20 protein-coding genes are annotated in these 25208 nt (G+C 70.8%); 13 read left to right on the top strand and 7 right to left on the bottom strand.

Annotated features, from left to right (window positions below; all coding sequences use genetic code 11):
• The first annotated feature begins 5 nt into the window (after positions 1 to 5).
• The 6 genes from AC1DP3_RS10605 (at position 6) to AC1DP3_RS10630 (ending at position 7446) form a co-directional block, all read left to right on the top strand.
• On the top strand, positions 6 to 830 hold the full coding sequence (locus tag AC1DP3_RS10605; RefSeq protein ID WP_477293129.1) for an FAD binding domain-containing protein: 825 nt from the start codon (positions 6 to 8) through the stop codon (positions 828 to 830).
• Positions 827 to 3583 carry a molybdopterin-dependent oxidoreductase gene (locus AC1DP3_RS10610; protein ID WP_477293130.1) on the top strand — a complete coding sequence of 919 codons (2757 nt, stop codon included), beginning with the start codon at positions 827 to 829 and terminating at the stop codon, positions 3581 to 3583. Before AC1DP3_RS10605 ends, AC1DP3_RS10610 begins: the two co-directional genes overlap by 4 nt.
• Before the next feature lie 112 nt (positions 3584 to 3695).
• The gene (locus AC1DP3_RS10615) at positions 3696 to 4805 is read left to right on the top strand and encodes an ABC transporter substrate-binding protein (protein WP_477293131.1); all 1110 of its coding nucleotides are present in this window, start codon (positions 3696 to 3698) and stop codon (positions 4803 to 4805) included.
• 96 nt (positions 4806 to 4901) lie between these two features.
• Positions 4902 to 5729 carry an ABC transporter ATP-binding protein gene (locus tag AC1DP3_RS10620; RefSeq protein ID WP_477293132.1) on the top strand — a complete coding sequence of 276 codons (828 nt, stop codon included), beginning with the start codon at positions 4902 to 4904 and terminating at the stop codon, positions 5727 to 5729.
• A gap of 2 nt (positions 5730 to 5731) precedes the next feature.
• The gene (locus AC1DP3_RS10625) at positions 5732 to 6538 is read left to right on the top strand and encodes an ABC transporter permease (RefSeq protein WP_477293133.1); all 807 of its coding nucleotides are present in this window, start codon (positions 5732 to 5734) and stop codon (positions 6536 to 6538) included.
• A complete protein-coding gene (locus tag AC1DP3_RS10630) occupies positions 6535 to 7446 on the top strand; it encodes an ABC transporter permease (protein ID WP_477293134.1) in 912 nt (303 codons plus the stop codon). Before AC1DP3_RS10625 ends, AC1DP3_RS10630 begins: the two co-directional genes overlap by 4 nt.
• 400 nt (positions 7447 to 7846) lie before the next feature.
• On the opposite strand, the gene AC1DP3_RS10635 is transcribed toward AC1DP3_RS10630, so the two are convergent.
• From AC1DP3_RS10635 to allB, 5 genes are read right to left on the bottom strand one after another with little or no spacing between them, the layout of a single operon-like run.
• Positions 7847 to 9154 carry an allantoate amidohydrolase gene (locus AC1DP3_RS10635; RefSeq protein WP_477293135.1) on the bottom strand — a complete coding sequence of 436 codons (1308 nt, stop codon included), beginning with the start codon at positions 9152 to 9154 and terminating at the stop codon, positions 7847 to 7849.
• Positions 9151 to 10377, bottom strand: a complete 1227-nt coding sequence (locus AC1DP3_RS10640; RefSeq protein ID WP_477293136.1) for a pyridoxal-phosphate-dependent aminotransferase family protein — start codon at positions 10375 to 10377, stop codon at positions 9151 to 9153. The genes AC1DP3_RS10635 and AC1DP3_RS10640 overlap by 4 nt, the downstream gene beginning before the upstream one ends.
• Positions 10374 to 11981: an AtzH-like domain-containing protein gene (locus AC1DP3_RS10645; RefSeq protein ID WP_477293137.1), complete on the bottom strand. Its 1608-nt coding sequence runs from the start codon at positions 11979 to 11981 to the stop codon at positions 10374 to 10376. Before AC1DP3_RS10645 ends, AC1DP3_RS10640 begins: the two co-directional genes overlap by 4 nt.
• A complete protein-coding gene (locus AC1DP3_RS10650) occupies positions 11978 to 13117 on the bottom strand; it encodes an acetamidase/formamidase family protein (RefSeq protein ID WP_477293138.1) in 1140 nt (379 codons plus the stop codon). The genes AC1DP3_RS10645 and AC1DP3_RS10650 overlap by 4 nt, the downstream gene beginning before the upstream one ends.
• Positions 13118 to 13158: 41 nt before the next feature.
• Entirely contained in the window at positions 13159 to 14544 is a 1386-nt protein-coding gene (allB, locus tag AC1DP3_RS10655) for an allantoinase AllB (protein WP_477293139.1), read from the bottom strand.
• A 122-nt stretch (positions 14545 to 14666) separates the two neighbouring features.
• Between allB and uraD the strand changes: the two genes are divergently transcribed.
• Genes uraD through pucL form a run of 3 tightly spaced genes read left to right on the top strand, consistent with a single transcriptional unit; the run spans position 14667 to position 16461 of the window.
• Positions 14667 to 15188: a 2-oxo-4-hydroxy-4-carboxy-5-ureidoimidazoline decarboxylase gene (gene uraD / locus AC1DP3_RS10660; protein WP_477293140.1), complete on the top strand. Its 522-nt coding sequence runs from the start codon at positions 14667 to 14669 to the stop codon at positions 15186 to 15188.
• Positions 15185 to 15547 carry a hydroxyisourate hydrolase gene (gene uraH / locus AC1DP3_RS10665; RefSeq protein WP_477293141.1) on the top strand — a complete coding sequence of 121 codons (363 nt, stop codon included), beginning with the start codon at positions 15185 to 15187 and terminating at the stop codon, positions 15545 to 15547. Before uraD ends, uraH begins: the two co-directional genes overlap by 4 nt.
• 2 nt (positions 15548 to 15549) lie before the next feature.
• A complete protein-coding gene (gene pucL, locus AC1DP3_RS10670) occupies positions 15550 to 16461 on the top strand; it encodes a factor-independent urate hydroxylase (protein WP_477293142.1) in 912 nt (303 codons plus the stop codon).
• 211 nt (positions 16462 to 16672) lie between these two features.
• Here pucL and AC1DP3_RS10675 read toward each other — a convergent pair whose 3' ends face one another.
• Positions 16673 to 18220 carry a nucleobase:cation symporter-2 family protein gene (locus AC1DP3_RS10675; protein ID WP_477293143.1) on the bottom strand — a complete coding sequence of 516 codons (1548 nt, stop codon included), beginning with the start codon at positions 18218 to 18220 and terminating at the stop codon, positions 16673 to 16675.
• A gap of 177 nt (positions 18221 to 18397) precedes the next feature.
• A complete protein-coding gene (locus AC1DP3_RS10680) occupies positions 18398 to 18919 on the bottom strand; it encodes an adenine phosphoribosyltransferase (RefSeq protein ID WP_477293144.1) in 522 nt (173 codons plus the stop codon).
• Positions 18920 to 18998: 79 nt separating this feature from the next.
• Between AC1DP3_RS10680 and AC1DP3_RS10685 the strand changes: the two genes are divergently transcribed.
• Genes AC1DP3_RS10685 through AC1DP3_RS10700 form a run of 4 tightly spaced genes read left to right on the top strand, consistent with a single transcriptional unit; the run spans position 18999 to position 25164 of the window.
• A complete protein-coding gene (locus AC1DP3_RS10685; protein WP_477293145.1) occupies positions 18999 to 20678 on the top strand; it encodes a glycoside hydrolase family 13 protein in 1680 nt (559 codons plus the stop codon).
• A gap of 39 nt (positions 20679 to 20717) precedes the next feature.
• Positions 20718 to 21767, top strand: coding sequence for a LacI family DNA-binding transcriptional regulator (locus AC1DP3_RS10690; RefSeq protein WP_477293146.1), 1050 nt, complete (start codon positions 20718 to 20720; stop codon positions 21765 to 21767).
• Positions 21768 to 21777: 10 nt separating this feature from the next.
• Complete coding sequence (locus AC1DP3_RS10695; RefSeq protein WP_477293147.1) at positions 21778 to 23016, top strand: amidohydrolase; 1239 nt, start codon at positions 21778 to 21780, stop codon at positions 23014 to 23016.
• A gap of 33 nt (positions 23017 to 23049) precedes the next feature.
• Entirely contained in the window at positions 23050 to 25164 is a 2115-nt protein-coding gene (locus AC1DP3_RS10700; protein WP_477293148.1) for an APC family permease, read from the top strand.
• Positions 25165 to 25208: the final 44 nt, after the last annotated feature.

Raw genomic sequence — 25208 nt, forward strand, 5'->3', positions numbered from 1 at the left:
ATCCCGTGGACATCGACACGATCACGAGCCACCGGCTGGCGCGCACGCGCGACGACCTCGCGCTGGCGCCGGGTGAGGACTTCATCGCGGGCGGCACCTGGCTCATGAGCGAGCCGCAGCCCGAGACGACCGGCTTCGTCGACCTGACGACGCTCGGCTGGCCCGACCTCGAAGTGACCGCCGAGGGCTTGCGCATCGGCGCCACCTGCACGATCGCGCGCTTCGTCGCCTGGGCTCAGGGCGGGTCGAAAGGCGGTCCGCCTGCGGACTGGACCGCCCTGTCGATGGTTCCGGATGCCGCGAACGCGCTGCTCGCATCGTTCAAGGTGTGGAACACTGCCACCGTCGGCGGCAACGTCTGCCGGTCCTTCGCCGCCGGCGCCATGGTCTCGCTCGCGGCCGGCCTGGACGGTGTCGCGATCATCTGGACTCCGGAGGGGGGCGAGCGCCGGCATCCCGTCGCCGATCTTGTGACGGGAAACGGCACGAACAGTCTGGAGCGAGGCGAAGTGCTGAGGGCGGTCGAGCTGCCGCACCATGCCCTGCACTCGCGGGCGATCCTCCGCAAGATCGCTCTCGCCGAGCTCGGGCGCTCGGGCGCCGTCGTGACGGGCCGGCTCGATGAGGACGGCAGCGCCGTCTTCGGGATCACCGCCGCCACCTGGCGACCGACCGTCCTGCGCTACTCGCAGCTCCCCGACCCCGCGACGCTTGCGAACGACATCCAGGCGCTGCCGGGCTACTACACCGACCCCCTCGGCTCGGCCGACTGGCGGCGGGGCGTCTCTGGGGTGCTCGCCGAGCGGATTCGCATGGATCTGGCGCGATGAGGCTCGAGGTCAACGGGGAGCCGATCGAGGCCGAGCCTCGCCCCGGCCAATGCCTGCGCACGCTCCTGCGAGAGCACGGGCACCACGAGGTCAAGAAGGGATGCGACGCGGGAGACTGCGGGGCGTGCGCCATCATCCTCGACGGCCAGCCGGTGCACTCGTGCATCATCCCCGCCGTCCGCGCGGAGGGCTCTTCCGTCACCACCGCAGCCGGGCTCGCCCCGGGCGATGGACTGCATCCCGTGCAGGAGGCGCTCGTCGATCACTTCGGGTTCCAGTGCGGCTTCTGCACACCGGGCATGAGCGTCACCGCCTCCACGCTGACCGCCGAGGATCTTCCCGACCTGGACCGCCGGATGAAGGGAAGCCTCTGCCGCTGCACCGGCTACCGCCCCATCCGCGAAGCGATCACCGAGGCCGTGCTCGGGCCGGTGCGCGAGACCCGGAGAGCCGAACGCCCCGACCAGCGGGTCGGTCGCTCAGTGACCCCCGAGGCGGCGACCAGGATCGTGCAGGGACTCGAGCCCTTCACGTTCGACACCGTCGTGCCGGGAACCCTCGTGCTGCGCGTCCTGGGCTCGCCGCACGCCCACGCCCGCATCACGGCGATCGACACGACGGCTGCGCGTGCCGTCGCCGGCGTCGTTGCGGTGTTCACGCACGAGGACGCACCGCCGCACCGGTACTCGAGTGCCCGCCACGAGAAGCGCGAGGACGACCCCGACGACCTGCGGCTGCTCGACGACGTGGTCCGCCACATCGGCCAGCGGGTCGTCGCGGTCGTCGCCGAGACGAGCGCAGCGGCGGAGGAGGCGCTGCGCCTCGTCCGCATCGACTACGACCTCCTTCCTGCCGTGTTCGACCCCGAGCAGGCGCGGCGCCGAGGCGCACCGCTCGTGCATCCCGACCTGACCGCGCTCGATCGGGTGGCCGAGGCATCCCGCAATGTCGTCGCGGGGCTGCACGACGGCTTCGGCGGAGACATCGACGCGGCCCTGGCCGAATCGGGGGCCACGGTGTCGGGCACCTGGCAGACCCAGCGCGTGAGCCATGCCCAGCTCGAGACGCACGGGTCGATCGGCTGGCTCGACGATGACGGGCGGCTCGTCATCCGCTCGAGCACCCAGGTGCCGTTCCTCACGCGCGACGAGCTCGCCCGGCTGTTCGATCTTCCTCAGGACCGCGTCCGCGTCTTCGCTGCGCGCGTCGGGGGAGGCTTCGGAGGCAAGCAGGAGATCTTCACCGAAGACCTGGTGGCCTTCGCGGTGCTGCGCACCGGCCGGCCCGTCGCCTACGAGTTCTCGCGCACCGACGAGTTCCGGCGGGCGACGGTGCGGCATCCCATGCGCGTCTCCGTCTCGCTCGGCGCCACCCCCGAGGGCACGCTGACGGCGATGAAGGTGGACGTCCTGAGCGACACCGGCGCCTACGGCAACCACGCGATCGGCGTGCTCTTCCACGCGTGCGCCGAGTCCATCGCCGTCTACAAGGCGCCCGTGAAGCGGGTCGACGCGGAGGTCGTGTACACGAACAACATCCCGTCCGGCGCCTTCCGGGGCTACGGCCTCGGGCAGGTGATCCTCGGGATCGAGTCGGCGATGGACATGCTCGCGGAGCGACTCGGGATCGATCCGTTCGAGCTGCGACGGCTCAACGTCGTGCAGGAGGGCGATCCGCTCCACGAGACCGAGGACGAGTACGAAGAGGACCTCGTCTGGGGCAGCTACGGGCTCGACCAGTGCCTCGATCTTGCCGAGGCGGCGCTGCGCCGCGGCAATGGGGTTTCGGCGCCCCCGGGCTGGCTCGTCGGTGAGGGAATGGCGCTCGGGATGCTGTCGACCATGGCGCCCGGAGGCCACATCTCGCACACCACTGCCACCCTCCGGCCCGACGGCACGTATCGCCTCGCGGCCGGCACGGCGGAGTTCGGCAACGGCACCACGACCGTGCACCGTCAGATCGCCGCGACGGTGCTCGCGGCATCCTTCGACCGCCTGCACCTGCAGCACGCCGACACGGATGTCGTCCGCCACGACACGGGCGCCTTCGCCTCGGCGGGGATCACGGTCGCCGGGAAGGCCCTGCACGCAGCATGCGTCGCGCTGCGGTCGAGGATGGTTGCCATCGCCGCCGGCATCACAGGAGCCCCGCTCGACGAGTGCGGGCTCGCGGAGGACGGCGTGCGGACGCCGGCGGGCCTCGTGACCTTCGCGGCCATCGTCGAGGCCGCCCCCGCATCGGAGCGGAGCGCGGACGGGCTCGTGGCGGACGGGCGCGAGTTCGGCGATCTGCGGTCGCTCGTCTTCAACGTGCACGCCGCCCGCGTCGCCGTCGAGCCCGAAACCGGCACTGTCCGGATCCTGCAGTCCGTGCAGGCAGCGGATGCCGGATTCGTGATGAACCCGGCGCAGTGTCGCGGCCAGGTCGAGGGAGGTGCGGCACAGGGCATCGGCAGTGCGCTGTACGAAGAGGTCCTGGTGGAGGAGGGCCAGGTGCTCAACCCGGTGTTCCGGCTCTACCGGGTGCCGCAGATGGCCGACATTCCGGTGACCGAGGTGTACTTCGCCGAGACCTCGGACGACCTCGGCCCGTTCGGGGCGAAGTCGATGAGCGAATCGCCGTACAACCCCGTGGCCCCGGCGATCGGCAACGCGATCTCGCGCGCACTCGGCAGCCGCCTCTTCGAGCAGCCGTTCTCGCGCGACCGGGTGTGGCGAGCGGCGCAGGAGAGTGTCCGGATGCCGCGGGCCTGAGTCCGATTCCCCCGCGGTCTGAGTGTCACACGGCCGAAACACGGCGACGTGCGAGTGGAAACGTGCGGGGAATAGCGTCGGGCGCACAGCATCAACCCCGGAAGGTTCTTCGATGGCATCACACAGCCCCGCGCGTCGCGTCCGCGTGCGCATCCTCGCCCTCGCCGTAGGCCTCGCCGCCTCGAGCCTCGTGCTCGGCGCGTGCGCCTCGAGCGGTTCCGCTGACGAGGGAGCGGGCGGCGACGGCGACGCCGCCTCGTACGGCGACATCAGCGTCCAGTACTCGTGGATCAAGAACGAGGAGTTCGCCGGCGAGTTCTACGCGTACGACAACGGCTACTACGACGAGGCGGGCTTCTCGGAGGTGACCGGCGTCGCCGGTCCCGACACCGGTGTGGCCAAGCTGCTGTCYGGATCGGTGCAGTTCGCCCTGAGCGACGCCGCCTCGGTCGGTGCGGCCGTCGCCGAGCAGGACGCCCCGCTGAAGATCGTCGGCACGACCTTCCAGAAGAACCCCTTCACGATCCTCTCGCTCAAGGACGGCGGGAACATCGCGACCCCCGAAGACCTCAAGGGCAAGAAGATCGGCGTCCAGGACTCCAACGCCTCGGTCTTCAAGGCGCTGCTCGCCGCGAACGACATCGACGAGAGCGAGCTCGAGATCGTGCCGGTCGACTTCGACCCGACACCGCTCATCAACGGCGAGGTCGACGGCTTCATGGCCTACCTCACCAACGAGGCCATCACGGTCGAGCTCTCGGGCTACCCGGTCACCAACCTCGCCTATGCCGAGAACGGGCTCCCCTACGTCGCCGAGACCGTGACGGTGACAGACCAGTACCTCGCCGAGAACCCCGACCTGATCAAGGCGTTCCTCATCGCCGAGATCAAGGGCTGGACCGACGTCTTCAAGGCGGACACCGCAGACACCGTGGACGTGGTCGTGAAGCACTACAACGACTCGGCGGCGGCCGGCGACCTGACCTTCGGCGACCTCGATCCCGAGAAGACCGCCGCAGCCATCGACGCCGAGAAGCTCCTGATCTCGACTGACGAGACCGAGGAGAACGGCCTGTTCACGATCTCGGACTCGCTCAAGAAGCAGACGCTGGCCTCGCTCGCGACGTCGGGCTGGGACCTCAAGGCGGACGACCTGTTCGACACGTCGATCATCGACGAGATCTACAGCGAGAACCCGGAGCTCAAGAACTACCTCCCGTAACGGGACTCCGCCCCGCACCCCCGTCTCGCTGGCGCGCTCCCCTAACGGGGCTCCGCCCCGCAGTACCCACTCGCTGACAAAGGCTCCATACCAACCATGACGATCTCAGAAAACCTGGATGCCGGTGCCGGTGCTCTCACGGGCACCGGCATCCAGATCACTGGCGTCTCCAAGTCGTTCTCCCTGCGGGGCGGCAACTCGCTGCTCGCCCTGCAGGGGACCGACCTCCACACCGACAAGGGGTCGTTCCTCGCGCTGCTCGGCCCCTCCGGCTGCGGCAAGTCCACGATCCTGCGGATCCTCGCCGCGCTCGACCATCCGACCACGGGCACGGTCCTCGTCGACGGGGAAACCCCCGACCAGATGCGCGCGGGAAGCGAGCTCGGGATCGCCTTCCAGGATCATGCGCTGCTGCCGTGGCGCAGCATCCGGAAGAACATCGAGCTTCCGTTCGAGGTCGCCGGTCGCCCCGTCGACAAGGACTACGTGCAGGAGCTCATCGAGCTCGTCGGACTCAAGGACTTCGCCACGGCCAAGCCCGCTCAGCTCTCGGGCGGGATGCGCCAGCGCGCATCCATCGCCCGCGCGCTGGTGCTGAAGCCGTCGGTGCTGCTGCTCGATGAGCCGTTCGGCGCGCTCGACGACATGACGCGCCAGAACCTGAACCTCGAGCTCCTGCGCATCTGGACCGAGAAGCCGGCGACCACGCTGCTCGTGACGCACGGCATCAGCGAGGCCATCTTCCTCGCCGACCGAGTGGCTGTCATGTCGCCGCGGCCGGGCCGGATCAAGGAGATCATCGAAGTCGACCTCCCCCGGCCCCGCACGCCCGAGATGATGCGCACCCCCGAGTTCCACGCGCTCGTCGATCGGGCGTCCGAGCTGCTGTTCGGCCTCGACGGGCGCGCCGAGGCCGAGGCCTGACGGTGCGTGCGACGCGCGTGCCCGGCTGGGCCTCGGCGCTGATCGGCGGAATCGCCCTCCTCCTCCTCTGGTGGCTCTTCTCCGTGATCGCCTTCCGGCAGCAGGAGGGGACGTCGTTCACACCCGTGCCCTCGCCGCTGGCCGTGTTCGACTGGCTGTTCGTGCAGGGCAACATCCTCGGCGCGTGGAACGTCTTCCGTCCGACGATCATCGCGGCCGGGATCGGCTATGTGTGGGGCAATGGAATCGCCCTGATCCTCGCCACCTTCGTCCTGCTGCTCCCCCGGCTCGAGACGGTGATCACGCAGATCGCGGTCGTGACCTACTGCCTTCCGATCGTCGCGATCGGCGGCATCTCGATCGTCGTCGTCGGCGGGGCGAAGAACCCCGGCGACCCCTCGACGACCGCGATCTTCCTCGCCGCGATCGTGTGCGTGTTCACCACCGTCGTGAGCTCGATCCTCGGCTTCAAGTCCGCCGACAAGGCCTCGCTCGACGTCGTGCGGGTCTTCGGCGGAAGCGCCTGGACGCAGCTCGTCAAGGTCCGCCTGATCGCCGCGCTCCCCTCGATCCTCAACGCCCTGCAGATCGCCGTGCCGACGGCCTTCCTCGGCGCCGTGCTCGGCGAGTACCTCGGCTCGATCACCGCCGGCGTGGGTCCGACACTCATCCGCCTGCAAGGTCAGCTCGACTCGGCGGGCGTGTGGTCGGTGTTCCTGCTCTGCGGCGTGTTCGCCCTCGCGGCGTACGGTCTCGTCGGCCTGCTCGTGCGCGTCGTCACCCCCTGGGTCGCCGGGAGGTCGTCATGACACCCAAGACCGGTCCGGTCGACACCGCACATCCCCCGGCCGCACAGACCGGCCAGCTGGTGCTGGCTGCGGATGCCGCCGCCCAGGGTCGGCTGCGCGCGGATCGCCGTCGCTCCGTCCGGAAGGCGGTACTGCGCGCACTGGGGAACGCCGCCATCACGATCGTCGTCCTCCTCGTGCTGTGGCAGGGCATCGTCAGCCTCACGGGCATCTCGCCCTACGTCGCCAAGGGCCCGCTCGACGTATGGAACTACCTTTTCGTCGACGAGGACGCCGCCGAGCACCGCGCAGTGCTCTTCCCGCTCGTCTGGCAGACCCTCGCCGACTCGGCCATCGGCTTCGTGGTCGGTATGACCGTGGCGATCGTCCTGGCGATCGTGTTCAGCCTGTCGAAGTCGGTCGAGGCGGGCGTCATGCCGCTCGTGCTGCTCCTGCGCACGATTCCGCTCGTGTCGATCGCCCCCGTCATCATCCTCATCACCGGCCGCGGGACGACCGCTTCAGTCGCGGTCATCGGCACCATCGTGGTGCTCTTCCCCGCCCTCGCGAACGTGCTGTTCGGGCTGAGCCGCGCGAGCCCGCAGAGCCTCGACGTGGTGCACGTGTTCGGCGGCAACCGGCCCACGGCCATGCGCAAGGTCAACCTCCCCGGCGCCCTGCCCTCGGTCTTCGCCGCGGCTCGGGTCTCCGTGCCGGGCGCGGTGACCGGAGCCCTGCTCGCCGAGTGGCTGTCGACCGGGCTCGGCATCGGCGGGGCCATCCTGAAGTTCAACGCGCAGGCGCAGTTCGCCCAGCTGTGGGGGGCCATCGCGATCATCACGCTCATCACCCTCGTGCTCTACAACGTCGTGCAGATCGCCGAGAGCATCGTCCTGACGCGGATGGGGATGACCGGCGCCACCCGCTGATCCCCTCCCCCCGGGCTCCGGACCCCGCGCGCCCTGCGTGGTCCAGACCGGTGAGCCTCCATCTGACCGACGAGCACGCGGGTGGCACCCACGGTCTCGTCGGTCCGGTGCAGGCTCACGGACCCAACGCGGCGCGGCGGGCGCGAGGGGGGCGGGGAGGGCGGGCGCGCGGCGCCGGGGGCGGGGAGGGGCGGCACTTCCGGCCGGTCCGCGGTTCGATCGGGATCCGGACCGGGGCTGTGAGTCGTCCAGACCGGTGAGCCTCCATCTGACCGACGAGCACGCGGGTGGCACCCACGGTCTCGTCGGTCCAGTGGAGGCTCACGGACCCAACGCACGGGGGCGGGAAGGCAGGAGGGGGGCGGGTAGGGGCGGGCCGGGCGTGGCGCGCCGGGGCGGGTCAGACCGGCTCGGCGGCCAGGTGCAGGACCGCTTCGGACAGGGCCCGGATGCCGAGCTCCACGTCGCCGGCGGCCACCGACTCGTCGGGGTGGTGGCTGATGCCGTCCGGGTTGCGGAGGAACAGCATCCCGACATCCGTGATCCCGCCGATGGCCATGCCGTCGTGACCGGCGGGACTGAACAGCGTGACGGGGGCGTCGGCTCCTGATGCGCCATGATCGAGACTCGCCACGATCCCCTCGCGGATCACGTCCTGCAGCAGCGGGGCGCAGAACACCGCCGGGGCGCTGTGGATCTCGCGAGCGCTCCAGCGCAGCCCGCGCCGGCCCATGATGGCGTCGAGGTCGTGCGAGATCGCATCCCACACCCGGTCGCGCTCGCCGTCGAACTCGCCTCGCAGGTCGAGGCTGAACCGGGACTCGCCTGGGACGATGTTGACGGCTCCGGGGAAGGCCTCGAGCTGGCCCACCGTCCCGATGATGTGATGCTCAGACCGGCAGATGCGCTCCACGGCGAGCGCGGCCTCGGAGGCGCCCAGCAGCGCATCGCGTCGCATGTCATAGGGCGTCCCGCCCGCGTGGCGGGCCTCGCCCTCGACGAGCAGCTGGAACCGGCGAGCGCTCGCGATGGAGGAGACGACGGCGAGCGCTTCACCCCGGCGGTCGAGCTCGGGGCCTTGCTCGATGTGCGCTTCGAGGTACCCCACGAGGTCGGACGGCCGGCGCGCGGCCTCGCCGATGCGACCCGGGTCGAGTCCGAAATCCAGGAAGGCCTCTCGGACCGTGGTGCCCTCGGCATCCGTCAGCGTCCACCAGTCGTCGTGCCAGGTGCCCGCGACCGCGGAGGATCCGAGCAGCGCCTTGCCGAACCGTGTGCCCTCTTCGTCCGAGAAGGCGATGACCTCGAGCGCGAAGGGGAACGGCGAGCACCAGCCCCCGTCGTCCGCCGGCGCCCGCAGCAGACGTACGACCTCGAGCCCGATCAGCACCCCGGCGATCCCGTCGTAGCGGCCTGCGTCGGGCACGGTGTCGAGATGGGAGCCGATGAGCAGCGCCGGCGCATCCGGCGCGCCCGGCACCTCCAGCCGCCCCAGCTGGTTGCCGGCGGCATCCTGCCTCGTCGCCATGCCGATCTCGCGCATCCACTCCGCAGCGAGGCGGTTGACCCGCGCGTGCTCCGGAGAGAGGTAGACGCGCTCGATCCGCCCGCGGTGCGCCGATACCCGGGCGAGCTCGTCGCAGCGCGTCATCACCCGCCTGGTCGCCGCGGCGACCTGGTCGGGCGTGACGTCGAGGCGCGGGCTCACGCCGCGAACACCTCGCTCGCCGACTCGACGCCCGCTCCCGCAGCCAGCGGGACCCTGTAGCGCCCGAGGACCTCCTCGAGGGCCGCGAGCGTCGTGACGACGGCGTCCTCGCGCGCGTTGTAGCCCATCGTCCCGATCCGCCACACCCGCCCGTGCAGAGGTCCGAACGAGGTGCCGATCTCGATCCCGAAATCGGTCAGCAGCGCAGCGCGGGCGGCGTCTCCCGGCACGCCCTCGGGGATCTCGACCGCGACGACGTTGTTCATCTTGTGCGCCACGTCGCCGAACACCTGGAACCCCATCGCCTGCACGCCGGCGAGCATCGCGGCACCCGCCACCCGGTGGCGCGCGATCACGGCATCCCGTCCCTCGGCCAGGATCAGCCGGGCGCACTCGCGCGCCGCGTACAGCATCGAAGTCGCCTCGGTGTGGTGGTTGAGCCGGCGAGGACCCCAGTAGTCAAGGATCATGCCGAGGTCGAAGTAGTTGGAGCGCACGAAGTCGGGTGCCGACGGGTCGCCAGGTTCGCGGATGCCCGCCTCGATGCGGGCACGCGAGCGCACGACCTCGACGGCTCGATCCGACAGCGTGAGCGGGGCCGAGCCCGACGGGCCACCGAGGCACTTCTGCAGCCCGGCGGTCGCGGCATCCAGTCCCCATGCGTCGGCTTCGAAGGCGTTGCCGCCGAGGGATGCCGTCGCATCGGTGTAGAACAGCACGCCGTGCCGGGCGCAGATGGCGCCGATCTCGTCGAGGGGCTGGTTCATCGTCGTCGAGGTGTCGCCCTGCACCAGGGCGAGGAGGGTCGGGCGCACGCGCACGATCGCCTCTTCGAGGACCGACGGCGGGAAGACCTGCCCCCACTCGGTCTCGATGGTGTGCACCTCGGCCATCGCGCGCTCGGCGATCTCGGCGAGCAGGTGACCGAAGCGCCCGAACACCGGGACGAGCACGCGCTCGCCCGGCCGGACGAGCGACACGAGCGCCGCCTCGATACCTGCGCGCGAGGTGCCGTCCACGAGCAGCGTGGCCTCATTGCGGGTCGCCCACACGCCGCGGTAGAGCTCCTGCGTCTCGGCCATCGTCGCGGTCATGAACGGGTCGTACTGGCCGACGAGCGGCGCCGACATCGCCTGCAGCACGCTCGGGTACGCGGAGATCGGCCCCGGTCCCATGAGCAGGCGGGCGGGCGGATCGATCGGACCAGGGATGCTGTCGGTCATTGCTGCTCCGGATGGGTCGGGTCCGCGACGAGCCTGGAGAGCCGGCGGGCCAGGCGGACGAGGGCGATGTCGGTGCCCGCGCGCGACACCAGGCACACCCCGACAGGGGCCGGTCCGAGGCGCGACGGCACGGTCAGCAGCGGCACCGTGACGGCCGGGAGGCCCCCGACGGCCGCGGGCGTGGTCATCCGCAGGGTCGCCTGGCGCACGGCGTCGACGCGGTCTCCGTCGTGCGTGCGCAGCGGCGCGGGACCCGGCACGGTCGGCATGATCAGCACGCCGTTCCCTACGAGGGCCTGGACGTGCTCACGCAGGGGCTCGAGTGCGCGGCGAGCGGAGGCCTCGGCCTCGGGGGTCACCTGGGCGGCGACGCGGAAGCGCTCGGCGACGGCCGGGCCGACAGCATCCGGGTGCTCGCGCACCCATTCGCCGTTGCTGCGCCACGCCTCGGCGCCCTGCACGATGCGGAACGGCTCGAAGTAGTCGTCGAGATCGCCGAGCGGCACCCGCGCGAAGGTGGGGGGATCGTCGGATGCGGCCACCCGGGCGATCAGCGCGTCGAAGGCGGCCCGCGTCTCGGGCTCGACCGCTGCGAGCACCTCTTCCGGGACGAAGAGACGCCACGGCAGGTCGGCGCCGGACGCGCCCAAGGCACTCTCGGTGGACTCGGAGCCGTCATAGCTCAGGCACCAGTCGACGACGCGCTGGAGCGTCGCCCCGTCGCGCGTCAGCCACCCCACGGTGTCGAAGGATTGCGCGAGCGGGAGGAGCCCCTGCCGGGGGACGAGGCCATGGGTCGTCCGAAGGCCCCAGAGCCCCTGGTACGAGGCGGGCACGCGGATCGAGCCGGCGGTGTCGGTCGCGAGGCCGATCTCGGCCTGACCGGTCGCGACGGCTGAGGCCGGACCACTCGATGAGCCGCCGGGCAGAGCACCCGGCACGGCACCGTTCGGCGGCGTCCCGTAGTGGGCGTTGTCTCCGGCGATGCTGTAGGCGAACTCGTCGGTTCGGGCGATGCCCCGCAGTGACGCTCCGCCGCGGAGCAGATCGGCGACGGCCGGAGCCGTCGTCGTCTCGGCGCGCGACTCCGCGAGGAACGTCGGGTTGCCCGCCCCGATGCGATACCCCTTGATCGCGAAGAGGTCTTTGACGGCAACGGTGAGCCGTGCAAGCGGCCCCTCCCATGCCCCCTGATAGAGCGGGTCGCCGACGGTGCGCCAGACTGAGCGGTCGAGCGCCTGCGCGCGAGGGGTGACGTGGGCCGCGGTGATGAGCCAGCGTCCGCCGATGCGCTCCCAGAGCTGGGTCTGCAGCCCCGTGCCTCCGCCGAGGTAGCGCGAGACCGAGACGATGAGCGCGGCATCCTCACTCAGCGGGCGATACTCGACCCGCTCGATCGACCTCGCCGGCACACCGCCGCGGACGCTCCGGAAGGCGCTGATCGCATCGTGGCCCACGAGGAGGCCCGAGCTGTCACCGCGGATCGTGTCGGGTCCAGGAGCGAAGGCGGCATCCAGCGCGTCGAGGTCGTTCGAGAGGATCGCGACCTCGTAGTCCTCGAACGCCGAGAACAGGTCGGGTGGCAGGTTGCTCGCGCCGCTCACACCGCACCTCCGGCGGTCTGACGCCGCAGGCCGGCGCCCTCGAAGTCCGCCTCCCGGATGCGGGCGTGGACGCCGCAGACGATGTCGACCACCTGCGAGATGTCGAAGTCCGTCGCGGCACTCAGGTACGCGTAGGCGAGGTGCTCCTGCATGCCCCACCTCGCCTCGATGAGGTTCAGCGCGGAGCGCACGCACTTGCGCATCGCCTCGTTCAGGTCGGGGTCGAGCCCGGTCGGCACCAGGTACTCCGCGGTGCGGACGAGCGGGCCGGTGACCTCGCCGAACTCGGCGAGCGCCTCCGCGCGCGGGATGACGTCGAACCGCAGGGTGGCGCGAAGGGACGCCTCGAGCGCTGTCAGCGCGACCTCGCCGTCGCCCTGTGCGAAGTGCGGATCACCCACGTAGGCGAGCGCTCCTGCCACCTGGACCGGAAGGAACAGCGCCGTGCCCTCGACGAGGAGGTTGATGTCGATGTTGCCGCCGTGAGAGCCGGGTGGCACCGAGTGGGGGCGCTCGCCGCCGGCCACCGCGACGCCCATCGTGCCGAGGAAGGGGGCGAGCGGGAAGGAGACCACCCGCTCGCCGTCATCGACCACGGGAAGGAGCCCGACCAGCCTGCCGTCGCGCTCCCCAACCGGCGTGAAGACGCTCACGGTGTAGTCGCCCCTCGGCAGCTGGCCGACGAGCGCGCCCTTGCCGTGACGGTTGGAGATCACGCCGTAGGGCACACGGGGGACGAGCTTCACGACCGTGATGCGCAGCAGATCGCCGGGCTGGGCGCCCTCGACGAAGATCGGTCCGGTCACGACGTGCGGACCGTCCGCGGCAGGATCGCGCGACAGCGTGGCGGCGATCGCGATCGCGTCCTCGAGCACCGCCGACGGATCAACCCCCTGACCGGTGAAGTAGGCGAGCGGGTCCTTGCCGTGGTCTTCGAGGATGCCTTCGTGGCTCACCGTGTCGATCGTGACCGAGTCACCGGGCGAGATGCGCAGGACCGCGGCATCCGCTTCGCACGGAAGCCGTCCCCAGAGCACCGTGCCGGGCGTCGAGCGCAGGTAGTGGTCGCCGGGGATCTCGCCGACGCCCGGCTGCAGGATCTCCGTCACGGTGTGCATGCCCTCATCCAACTGCATCCGGGTTTCCTCCGCGTTTCCCGCGCGTGCGCGGTCGGCGATCAATCTCCGGCAGCCGACAGGAGGCGCCCGCGAGGCGACCCGCGGAATTCGGGGGCCTCGCCCGCGCCGCCCTCGGTCACGTCGTAGACGGATGCGCCGTGCAGCCAGGTGCGGCGGACTCTCCCTGCCAGCAGGCGGTGGTCGTAGGCGGTGATCGGGTTCTTGTGCAGCAGCCGCGCGGCGTCGATCGGGAACGGGTCGTCGACGCCGAACACGGTGAGGTGCGCGGGTGCGCCCGGCGCAATCACGCCGGCCTCCGCGAGACCGGCGACCGCGGCCGGCCCTGTGGTGAAGAGCGGCAGGATCGTCTCGAGCGGGATGCCGCGCCCCCGCGCTTCGGTCCAGACCGCCGAGAGGCCGACCTGCAGCCCCGCGATGCCGCCCCATGCCAGGCCGAAATCCCCGCCACCGGAGCGCTTGAGGTCGACGGTGCTCGGGGAGTGGTCGCTCACGATCGCATCGATCGTGCCGTCGACCACTCCTGCCCACAGGAGGTCCTGGTTGCCCGCCTCCCGGATCGGCGGGCAGCACTTGAACTCGCTCGCGCCGTCGGGGATGTCTTCCGCAACGATCGTCAGGTAGTGCGGGCAGGTCTCGACGGTGAGCGCGATGCCCTCCGCCTTGGCCGCGCGGATGGCGGGCAGCGAGTGCGCGTCGCTCAGGTGCAGGATGTGGGCACGCGCGCCGGCGCGCCGGGCGGCATCGATCACCGCCTCGATCGCCGAGGCCTCGCTCGCCGGCGGACGTGACGCGAGGAAGGCCTCGTATCCCCGCCCGAGGGCTCCCTCCCGGCCGAGCAGAGCCGGGTCCTCGGCATGCACGATGAGGCGCGAGCCGAGGGCCGCGACCTCCTCCATGGCGGCGAGCAGCTGGGCGCGATCGAGATGCGGGAACTCGTCGACGCCCGATGGCGAGAGGAAGCACTTGAAGCCGTAGACCCCCGCCGTGTGCAGCGGCGCGAGCGATCCGAGGTTGCCGGGCACCGCTCCACCCCAGAACCCGACATCGATGTACGCGGAGGCCGCCGCCGCCGCCCGCTTGATCGTGAGCGCCTCGGCGGTCGTCGTCGGCGGCAGCGAGTTGAGAGGCATGTCGACGATCGTCGTGACACCCCCCGCCGCCGCCGCGAGGGTCGCCGAGCGGAACCCTTCCCATTCGGTGCGGCCGGGCTCGTTGACGTGCACGTGGGAGTCCACGAGCCCCGGGAGGAGCACCGCGTCGTCGGGGACCAGCGCTTCCCGCGCACCGGCGACCCGGTCACGCACTCCCACGACATCCGCGATGCGACCACCGTCGATCACCACGGCCGCGGGCTGGAACGATCCCCCGAGATAGGTCCTGGCGGCGCGCACCACGTGGCGGGTGAGATCCGGGTCCGATGTCATGGGCATCCCTTCCGACGACGATGGATTCAGCATCCCGTATCCGCGCGGCCCCCGCCGCGCCGGACCACCAGAGCACGCGGAACCGTAACGGCGGCGAAATGCGCGGGCGTTACCGTAAGGCGATGGAGCTCTCCGAGTTCAACCGCCTCGATCCGGCCTCGGCCGCGGACATCGTCGGCGTGTGGGCTGCGATCCCCGCATGGAGGGATGCCGTCATCGCCGCCCGTCCGTACGGCTCGGTCGACGAGCTCACCCAGGCCGCTCGCGCCGGAGCCGAGCGCTGGACCCGCGACGACCTCGACGCCGCGCTCGCCCACCACCCCCGCATCGGCGCACGAGTGGCCGGCGCAGGCGCCGAGGCGGCAGCATCCCGTCGCGAGCAGTCCTCGATGGCGGATGCCGATGCCGACGTGGCCGACGCCATCGCTGCCGCCAATGCCGCGTACGAGGAGCGGTTCGGGCGGGTCTTCCTGATCCGGGCCGCCGGCCGCTCCCCCGCCGAGATGCTCGCCGAGCTCCGGCGGCGGCTGGAGAACGACGACGAGGCCGAGACCTCCGAAGCGCTCGGCCAGCTTGCCCAGATCGCCCTGCTGCGGCTCGAAGCGACAGTCACCGATCCCTCGCCCGAGAGGAACCCCGCATGACGCACGTCACGACGCACATCCTGGATGCCGCCACCGGGCTGCCTGCGGCCGGTGTGGGGGTCGCGCTGGCCGCTGCATCCGGTGACTCCGTGGTGGCCGAAGTGCCCGGCGCGATCATCGCCCACGGCGTGACCGATGCCGACGGCCGGCTCTCCATCGGACCCGACGCGCTGCCGCCCGGCGACTACACGCTGACGTTCCTCACCGGCGAGTACTTCGCCGCGCAGGGGACCGCGACCTTCTACCCGTTCGTCACCGTGACCTTCACCGTCGATGTCGCGGACGACGGCTCGAGCAGGCATCTCCACGTGCCGCTGCTGCTCAGCCCGTTCGCCTACTCGACCTACAGAGGGAGCTAGTCATGGTGTCAGTCAGCCTCGGTGCCAACAAGTACGGCAAGGCCGAGAACCGCGTGGTGCGGATCGTCCGCGACACTCCGCGCCACGAGATCATCGATCTCAGCGTCACGTCGCAGCTGCGCGGCGCGGCCCTCGTCGACTCGTACCTGCAGGGCGACAACTCCCTCGTCGTCGCGACCGACACGCAGAAGAACACGGTGTTCGCGTTCGCGAAGGAGCACGGCATCCCCTCTCCGGAGGAGTTCCTGCTGACCCTGTCGCGGCATTTCACGGGCGAGTTCGACTGGATCGAGGGCGGCCTCTGGCAGGCCGAGCAGTACGAGTGGGATCGCATCCTCGTGGACGGGAGGCCGCACGACCACTCGTTCGTGCGGAAGGGCCAGGGCACACGGCTCGCCGCCGTCCAGGTGGTCGACGGCGAGACGCACCTGACCGGAGGCATCAAAGATCTCACCGTGCTCAAGTCCACCGGCAGCGAGTTCGCGGGCTTCCCGCGCGACCGGTACACCACGCTCGTCGAGACGGACGACCGGATCATGGCGACGGCGGTGACGGGACGGTGGCGCTACCTCCCTGAGGCGGTCGACGCGGGGATCGACTACAACGCGCTCTATGCCGAAGTGTCGGCCGTCCTGCTGTCGACCTTCGCGACGGTCCACTCCCTCGCCCTGCAGCAGACTCTCTTCGCGATGGGCAAGGCCGCGATCGAGGCCCGCCCCGAGATCGCCGAGGTGCGCTTCGCGATGCCCAACAAGCACCACTTCACCTACGATCTCTCGCCGTTCGGCCTCGAGAACCCGGGCGAGGTCTTCTACGCCGCCGACCGCCCCTACGGGCTCATCGAGGGCACGGTCGCCCGCGACGGCGCTCCCGCCGCACCCGGCGCCTGGCTCGACCTGCCGACGTTCGTCTGAGGTCGCCGGCGCCCGCTGCACGCTTCGACGGCGGCGGAGCTCCGGATCCCCAGATCCCCGAGCCTCCGCCGCCGTCCGTGCGGGGGGCGCCTCGTGCGCTGCCCCCGCTTCTCCTCCCGGTTCGTGCAGTTCTGCGGATGCACGCCTCCCGCTCACTCGGGGGCGTCTCGTCCGCTCGCTTTGCGGGCCCGGGACTCGATCCTCTGCGGGTTCAGGCGCGAGGCGCCGTGCCCGATCCTTCCTCGGGGATGCCGTCCCCGGCGATCGCCGCATCCGCCTCCGCCGCTTCGCGCTGCTCGTCCAGCACCTGCGTCGCGATGAGCCCGGTGCCCTGGGCTTCGGGATGCACGAGCGCCGCGGCCGCGGGACCGCGCACACCGTCGTACGCCCCGATCTGGGCATCCCCCGCCCGCGCCGCGCGCATCTCGTCGCTGTTGAGCAGCAGGTTCAAGAGGATCGCCGTGATCGCGCCGGCACTGATCCCCGAGTCGAAGATCAGCGTGAACCACTGGGGGAACTGGTCGTAGATCGTCGGCGCGACGGTGGGCAGCAGCGCGATGCCGACCGAGACGGCGACGATCAGGACGTTCCGGTTGTTGAACCTGACCTTCGAGAGGGTGCGGATGCCGGATGCCGCGACCATGCCGAACAGCGCGATGCCCGCGCCGCCGAGCACGGCGCTCGGCACGCCCTCGACGACCGCGGACACCTTGGGGATGAGACCGAGCACGACCAGGACCGCTCCGGCGAGCGTGGCGACGTACCGCGAGCGCACGCCGGTCAGCGACACAAGACCGACGTTCTGGGCGAACGCCGTGTAGGGGAAGGTGTTGAAGACACCCCCGATGACGGTGCCGAGGCCGTCGGCGCGCAGGCCGTCGGCGAGCTGGCGCCGGGTGACGGGCTTCTCGACAATCTCGCCGACCGCGATCATGTCGCCGGTGGTCTCGGTCATGATGACGATCGCCACGATGATCATCGAGACCACCGAGGCGATCTGGAAGGTCGGCAGCCCGAAGTGGAACGGGGTCACGAGCGCGAACCAGCCGGCGTCCTCAACGCCCGACCAGTCGACCATCCCGGGCACGAAGAGGGCCGCGGTCGTTCCGAGCACGAGCCCGAGGAGCACGGAGACCCGCTGCAGGGCGGGCGGCGCGAATCGTTCGATGAGCACGATGAGCAGCAGCGTCCCCATGGCGAAGGCGACGTTGATCGGCGGGGCGCCGTCCTCGGAGCCGTCGATGATCCAGCCGGCAGCGACGCGCATGAGCGACAGGCCGATGATGAGGATCACGGTCCCGGTCACGATCGGCGGGAAGAAGCGGAGGAGCTGCGAGAAGAACGGCGCCGCGAGGATCATGAACAGCCCGCACGCGATCGTCGCGCCGAAGACGGCCTGGATGCCCTCGCTCTGGCCGATCGCGATCATCGGGCCCACGGCGGCGAACGTCACACCCTGCATGAGCGGCAGCCGCACGCCGAAGCGCCAGAAACCGACGGACTGGATGATCGTCGCGATGCCGGCGACGAAGAGGTCGGCGCTGATGAGGAACGCGAGATCGCCGGCCGAGTAGCCGAGCGCTCCTCCGACGATGAGCGGGACGGCGACCGCGCCCGCGTACATCGCGAGGACGTGCTGCAGCCCGAGCGGGAAGAGCCTGGCGAGCGGCGGGATGCTGTCGACCGTGTTCTCGGATCGGCGCGCGGCTCTGCGCGCCGCCTTCGTCTCGTCGAGGTTGGTCTTCTCGGTGGTCGCCATGTCGTGCTCCTGCCTGCCCGGCGCGCCGAGGGGTGCGCGCCTCGTTGCCGTCCGGAGACCGTAAGTCGATCGACATGCACGCAGGAACCCCTGCGAGCGGACTGTCTCGGAGGTTTTACACGCCGACATGAACCCGCAATGCGCCCGGTCGCCCGTTCAGCGACTCCGGACGAGGGTTCAGGCGTGGAAGAGCGTGTGCACGTCCCCCGCGACCGCCCGGCCGCCGAGGGCGTCGAGCTCCATCAACACGGCCGTTCCGGCGACGATCCCGCCGAGCGTCTCGATGAGCTCGTGGGCCGCCCGCAGCGTGCCGCCCGTGGCCAGCACGTCGTCCACGAGCAGCACGCGCGCGCCGTCCCGGATGTCGTCGTGGGCCTCGATGGTCGCACTTCCGTATTCGAGCGAGTACGAGACGGATGCCGCAGGCCGGGGCAGCTTCCCCGCCTTCCGGATCGGCACGAGCCCCACGCCGGCGGCGATCGCGATCGCGCCGGCGAGCAGGAATCCGCGCGCCTCGACCCCCGCGACGACATCGAACCCGCCCGCGAAGGGCGCGGCGATCTCGTCGATGCAGGAGCGCAGCGCGGCGGCGTCCGCGAGCAGCGGCGTGATGTCGCGGAAGAGCACACCGGGCTCTGGGTAGTCGGCGATCGTCCGGATCAGCGATTCGGCATGAGCCAGGTCTTCTGCGGTTGCCACGGCGCCACCCTACAAGGCTCTCTCCACCCCTGATCGCCCTCGGGTCCGGAAATGTAAGCGCTTGCATTACCCTGGACGGATGACTTTGACCGACATCGAACCCCTCGACACGCGCAACGCTGCGCCAGGCACGGAGTGGTGGCGCACCGCCGTCATCTACCAGATCTATCCCCGCTCGTTCTCCGACAGCTCCGGCGACGGCATCGGCGACCTGCCCGGGATCACCGCGCGGCTCGACGACCTCGCCGCGCTCGGGGTCGACGCGCTGTGGCTCAGCCCCTTCCAGCGCTCCCCCCAGAAGGATGCCGGCTACGACGTCTCGGACTACTGCGACGTCGACCCGCTCTTCGGCACGCTGGCGGACTTCGACGAGATGCTGGCGCAGGCGCACGAGCGCAGCATCCGGCTCATCGTGGATCTCGTGCCGAACCACTCGTCCGACCAGCACGCGTGGTTCCAGGAGGCGCTCGCCGCCGCGCCGGGCAGCCCCGAGCGCGCCCGCTACCTCTTCCGCGACGGCCGGGGACTCGACGGCGACGTGCCGCCGAACAACTGGGAGTCCGTCTTCGGCGGACCCGCCTGGACGCGCGTCATCGAGGCGGACGGCACGCTCGGCCAGTGGTACCTGCACCTCTTCGACTCGTCGCAGCCCGACTTCGACTGGTCGAACGAGGAGGTGCGGGCCGAGTTCCGCCGGGTGCTGCGCTTCTGGCTCGATCGCGGTGTCGACGGCTTCCGCGTCGATGTGGCTCACGGGCTCATCAAGGCAGACGGCCTGCCGGACCACACCCCGGATCCGGATGCCGGATCCATGGGCGGCGATGCGGACGACGTGCCCTATTGGGGCCAGGACGGCGTCCACGAGATCTACCGCGACTGGCACGAGCTCGTCGCCGAGTACCCGGGCGACCGCGCCCTGTGCGCGGAGGCCTGGCTTCCGTCCGCCGAGAAGACCGCGAAGTGGGTGCGTCCCGATGAGATGCACCAGGCATTCAACTTCGCCTACCTCGAGACGCCGTGGGATGCCGCGCCCCTCCGCGCCGTGATCGCCGAGTCGCTGCGCATCTACGGCGGGGTCGGCGCTCCGAGCACGTGGGTCCTGTCGAACCACGACGTCGTGCGCCACGCGTCTCGTCTCGCCCTGACCGCCGAGAATCCCCAGGGCCACGGCATCGGACCGGACTCCCCCGGCAAGCCGATCGCCGAGCTGGGCCTGCAGCGCGCCCGCGCGGCGACCACCGTGATGCTGTCGCTCCCGGGGTCGGCCTACCTCTACCAGGGTGAGGAGCTCGGGCTCCCCGAGGTCATCGAGCTGGATGACGAGGCCCGCCAGGACCCGACGTGGTTCCGCACCGGCGGCGAGCGCTACGGCCGCGACGGCTGCCGGGTGCCCATCCCGTGGACCTCCGAGGGTCCGGCGTACGGCTTCAGCCCGACCGGCGCGTCGTGGCTGCCCCAGCCGGCCGAGTGGGCGGCGCTGGCGCGCGACGCGCAGCTCGGCGACGAGGCATCCACCCTGTCGCTCTACCGGACCCTGCTCGAGGTCCGCCGCGCCCGCGGCCTCGGTGCCGGTGCCGTGGAGTGGCTCGAGGGCTTCGATGAGCATGTCGTCGCGTTCCGCAACGGCACGATCACGGTGGTCGCGAACGTGGGCGACACCGCCATCGCGCTGCCGGACGGTATCGTGATCGCGTCGAGCGGCCCGATCACGGGCTCCGCGCTGCCGGCCGACACGGCCGTCTGGCTCGCCGACGACTGATCGAGTTCGCCGCACGACGGCGAAGGGTGGGATGGCGACGTGGTCAGCATCGACGAGGTCGCCCGCGAGGCGGGCGTGTCGACGGCGACGGTCTCGCGCGCGCTGAGCGGACGCGGCAATGTGTCGGGCCCCACCCGCGCCCGCGTCGAGGCGGCGGCCAAGCGCCTCGGCTACGTCGTCTCGGCGGCGGCGTCGAGCCTCGCCTCCGGCCGCACGCGCAACATCGGCGTCCTCGTGCCGTTCCTCGACCGCTGGTTCTTCTCCACGGTGCTGAGCGGCACCGCCACGGCGCTCCAGCGCCTGGGCTACGACATCACGCTCTACAACGTCACGGCCGACCAGACCCAGCGCCGCGAGATCTTCGACACGTTCCTGCGTCGGCAGCGCGTCGACGGCGTCATCGCCATCTCCATCGAACTCGGCGAGGAGGAGACCGGGCGTCTTCTCGAGGTCGGTCTTCCGGTCATCGCGATCGGGGGGCCGAACCCGCGTCTCACGACCCTCACCGTCGATGACGTCGCGGTGGCGCGACTCGCGACCGACCACCTGATCGCCCTCGGCCACCGCGCGATCGCGCACATCGGCGCGAGTCCCGAGTTCGAGCTCGACTTCCACATCCCCACGCAGCGGCGCCAGGGATTCCAGCTCGCCTTGGAGGATGCCGGCATCCCGGCGCGCCCCGAGCTCTACGAGCCGGCGGACTTCACGATCGAGGGGGGGTTCCGCGCGGCAAAACAGCTGCTCGGACGTCCAGGCGCGAATCCCTCGGCGATCTTCGCCGCCTCCGACGAGATGGCCATCGGCGCCCTGCTGGCGGCCCGCGAGCTCGGGTATCGAGTGCCCGACGACCTCTCCGTCGTGGGGATCGACGGACACGAGCTGGGCTCGTTCTTCCGCCTGACGACGGTCGACCAGTTTCCGCTCCGGCAGGGCGAGCGTGCAGCCCAGGCGATCCTGGCCGAGCTCGACCAGCCGAGCGACGGCGTCCGGCAGGTGCGCGCCGACCTGCCGTTCGAGCTGATCGTCCGAGGCTCGACGGCGCGGCACACTCCTGACCCTCCCCCACGGGCGGTTTCCGCGCGTCGGTAGGCTCAACCGCATGACGATCGACCTCGAGGCGCTCTACACCGACCTGCACCGGCATCCGGAGCTCTCGTTCCAGGAGACCCGCACCGCGGGGATCGTCACGCAGAAGCTGACCGAGCTGGGCCTGGAGTTCGTCGAGGGTATCGGCAAGACGGGCGTCGCCACCTCGATCGTCAACGGCGAAGGCCCGGTGATCTGGCTGCGCGCCGACATGGACGGCCTTCCGGTCGAGGAGCGCACGGGCCTGGCGTACGCCTCGACCGCACGGGGCGTCGACCCTTCGGGACAGGACGTGCCGGTCATGCACGCCTGCGGGCACGACATGCACATCACGGCGCTCCTCGGCGCGCTGGAGCGGCTCGTGGCGGCCGCCGACGAGTGGGCGGGGACGGTCGTCGCCGTCTTCCAGCCGGCCGAGGAGTACGGCGCCGGAGCCCAGGCGATGATCGCGGACGGCGTGTTCGACCGCTTCCCGCGTCCCGACATCGTGCTCGGCCAGCACCTGACCCCGCTTCCCGCCGGCACGATCGGGGTCCGGCCCGGCACGCAGATGGCGGCCTCCGACGGGCTGACGGTCACGCTTCTCGGGCGCGGAGGCCACGGCTCGCGTCCGCACTCGACCATCGACCCGGTTGTCATGGCGGCGGCCACCGTCATGCGGCTGCAGACCATCGTCTCGCGCGAGGTCGACCCGCGGGATGTCGCGGTGGTCACCGTGGGGTCGATCCACGCGGGCCTCAAGAACAACATCATCCCGGCCGAGGCGAAGCTCGAGCTGAGCCTCCGCTACCCCGACGACGCGGCCCGGGCACGGATCCTCGAGAAGGTCGAGCGGGTCGTCCGGGCCGAGGCCGCGGCATCCGGTGCCGAACAGGAGCCCCTCATCGCCGTCGACCACTCCCTCCCTCCGACGATCAACGATCCGGATGCGACGGCGCGGCTCACGCGGGCGTTCGACGCCGCGTTCGGCGACGGGACGGTCGTCGATCCCGGCATGTTCACCGGCAGCGAGGACGTCTCGTGGTTCGCGCGCGAGGCGGGCGTGCCGCTCGTCTACTGGTTCTGGGGCGGTGTCGACCCCCGCGCCTTCGCCGAGGCGGCCGCCGCCGGAACCCTCGAGAGGGACGTTCCGACGAACCATTCGCCGTTCTTCGCACCGGTCCTGCATCCGACGATCGAGCGCGGCGTCGACGCCCTCGTCGTGGCGGCGAGGGAGTTCCTGAGCGACTCCCGAGCCGTAAGGAAAGCGTAAGGACGGGCATCCGGATGCCGCTCCCCACCGTGCATGCGAGTAACATCGCCCGCCGTGACTGCTGAAGGACGCGAACCGGGCGCCGCTGACTCGCCCATCGCCAAACGCATCCTGATCGGCGACCCGCTGTCGTCCGAGAACATGGACGACCACCTCCTGCCGAAGAAGATGGCGCTGCCGATCTTCGCGTCCGACGCACTGTCGTCGGTGGCCTACGCGCCGCAGGAGCTGCTCATGATCCTGCTGACGGGCGGCCTCGCCTTCCTCGCGTTCGCCCCCTGGGTGGCGGCGGCCGTGGTCGTGCTCCTCGTCGTGGTCGTCGTGAGCTATCGGCAGCTCATCAAGGCCTATCCGTCGGGCGGCGGAGACTACGAGGTGGCCCGCACGAACCTCGGCGAGGTGCCGGGCGTCATCGTGGCGGCCGCACTCCTGGTCGACTACGTCTTGACGGTCGCGGTGTCGGTCTCGTCCGGCGTCGACAACATCATCTCGGCGCTGCCCTCGCTCGACCCGGCGCGCGTCGAGCTCGCGGTCGGCTTCGTCATCCTGATCGTCGTCGTGAACCTCCGCGGGGTGCGCGAGGCGTCGCTCCTGTTCGCCGTTCCGACCTACGTCTTCATCGGCTCGGTCGGCGTCATGATCGTGACGGGCCTGGTCCGCACGGCGCTCGGCGACCCGCCCGTCGCCTCGAGCGCGGACTACGCGGTGCAGGCCGAGAGCCTCGCCCAGGCCGCGGTCCTCCTGCTCGTCCTGCGGGCCTTCTCGAGCGGCTGCTCGGCCCTCACCGGTGTCGAGGCGGTCGCCAACGGCGTCCCCGCGTTCCGCAAGCCCAAGGTCCGCAACGCCCAGACCACGCTCGCCCTCATGGGGACCATCGCCATCCTGCTGTTCGCCGGGCTCACGGCCCTCGCGCTGATCTCGGGCGTCCACTACGCCGAAGACCCCTGCAACCTCGTCGGGTTCGACTGCGAGACCGCGCCGCAGCCGAGCCTCATGGCTCAGGTCGCGGCCGCCACCTTCGGCATGGGGTCGATCCCGTTCTACGTGATCCAGGCCGCCACGGCGGTCGTCCTCCTCCTCGCGGCGAACACGGCGTTCAACGGCTTCCCCCTGCTCGGCTCGGTGCTGGCCCGCGACGGCTACGCGCCGAAGGCGCTCAACACCCGCGGCGACCGCCTCGTGTACTCGAACGGCATGATCATCCTCGGCGTCGTCGCGATGGGCGTCATCGTGATCTACCAGGCCAACCTGACGACGCTGATCCAGCTGTACATCATCGGCGTCTTCGTGTCGTTCTCGCTCGGGCAGATCGGCATGGTGCGGCACTGGCGACGGATGCTGCGCGAGACGACCCGCGCCGAGGCGAAGCGGGATCCACGCGGGGCGGCCGAGCGCCGGACGGCCCTCAAAGGCCTCGTCATCAACTCGCTGGGCGCGAGCCTCACGGTGCTGGTGCTCATCATCGTGACCATCACCAAGTTCACGCACGGCGCATACCTGGTGTTCATCGCGATCCCGGTCCTCGCGGTCCTCATGATCGGCGTCAACCGGTACTACCGCGACGTCGAGCACGAGATCGAGATGGACGACCGCGCCCACTTCGGCGCCTCGGGCGACGTCGCGCTCATCCTGGTCAACCGGCTCCAGAAGCCCGTGGCCAAGGCCATCGACTACGCCCTCGCCGCCAAGCACGACAAGACCCTCGCCATCCATGTCGCCGTCACGAAGGAGGAGGCGGATGCCCTGCAGGCGGAGTGGGAGCATCACCGGATGCCGATCCCACTCCTGGTCATCCGGTCGCCGTATCGCACGTACGCGGGGCCCGTCGCGGAGTTCATCAAGCAGTACCGCGAGAAGCACGGGTCGACCGTCGTGACGGTGTACCTGCCGCAGTACATCGTCGGCCACTGGTGGGAGAGCCTGCTGCACAACCGCCGCGCGAGCCGCATCGGACAGCAGCTCATGCTCATCCACGGCGTGACGATCGCCCTCGTCCCGTGGCTCCTCGATTCGAGCGAGCTCATCTACGGCCGCCGCTCGCGGCCGCTGCCCGGTCAGGAGCGGGCGGGGCGCCCGTTCGAGCCCGGCGCCGCCGAGGTCGCCCCCATCGTCGAGAAGTCGAGCCTGGAGCGTCCGGACTACGAATGACGGATGCCGGAGCACCCGGCATCCGTCTTTCCCGGCATCCCGTG

Source organism: Microbacterium sp. P5_B6, from assembly GCF_056400345.1.

What these genes read in the sequence shown, in the direction of transcription:
- uraD (WP_477293140.1), top strand. Translation starts at nt 14,667, where the DNA reads ATGGAGCTCTCCGAGTTCAACCGCCTCGATCCGGCCTCGGCCGCGGAC.
- AC1DP3_RS10630 (WP_477293134.1), top strand. Translation starts at nt 6,535, where the DNA reads ATGACACCCAAGACCGGTCCGGTCGACACCGCACATCCCCCGGCCGCA.
- AC1DP3_RS10675 (WP_477293143.1), bottom strand. Translation starts at nt 18,220, where the DNA reads ATGGCGACCACCGAGAAGACCAACCTCGACGAGACGAAGGCGGCGCGC.
- AC1DP3_RS10640 (WP_477293136.1), bottom strand. Translation starts at nt 10,377, where the DNA reads ATGACCGACAGCATCCCTGGTCCGATCGATCCGCCCGCCCGCCTGCTC.
- uraH (WP_477293141.1), top strand. Translation starts at nt 15,185, where the DNA reads ATGACGCACGTCACGACGCACATCCTGGATGCCGCCACCGGGCTGCCT.
- AC1DP3_RS10620 (WP_477293132.1), top strand. Translation starts at nt 4,902, where the DNA reads ATGACGATCTCAGAAAACCTGGATGCCGGTGCCGGTGCTCTCACGGGC.
- allB (WP_477293139.1), bottom strand. Translation starts at nt 14,544, where the DNA reads ATGACATCGGACCCGGATCTCACCCGCCACGTGGTGCGCGCCGCCAGG.
- AC1DP3_RS10685 (WP_477293145.1), top strand. Translation starts at nt 18,999, where the DNA reads ATGACTTTGACCGACATCGAACCCCTCGACACGCGCAACGCTGCGCCA.
- AC1DP3_RS10695 (WP_477293147.1), top strand. Translation starts at nt 21,778, where the DNA reads ATGACGATCGACCTCGAGGCGCTCTACACCGACCTGCACCGGCATCCG.
- pucL (WP_477293142.1), top strand. Translation starts at nt 15,550, where the DNA reads ATGGTGTCAGTCAGCCTCGGTGCCAACAAGTACGGCAAGGCCGAGAAC.
- AC1DP3_RS10700 (WP_477293148.1), top strand. Translation starts at nt 23,050, where the DNA reads ATGCGAGTAACATCGCCCGCCGTGACTGCTGAAGGACGCGAACCGGGC.
- AC1DP3_RS10610 (WP_477293130.1), top strand. Translation starts at nt 827, where the DNA reads ATGAGGCTCGAGGTCAACGGGGAGCCGATCGAGGCCGAGCCTCGCCCC.
- AC1DP3_RS10650 (WP_477293138.1), bottom strand. Translation starts at nt 13,117, where the DNA reads ATGCAGTTGGATGAGGGCATGCACACCGTGACGGAGATCCTGCAGCCG.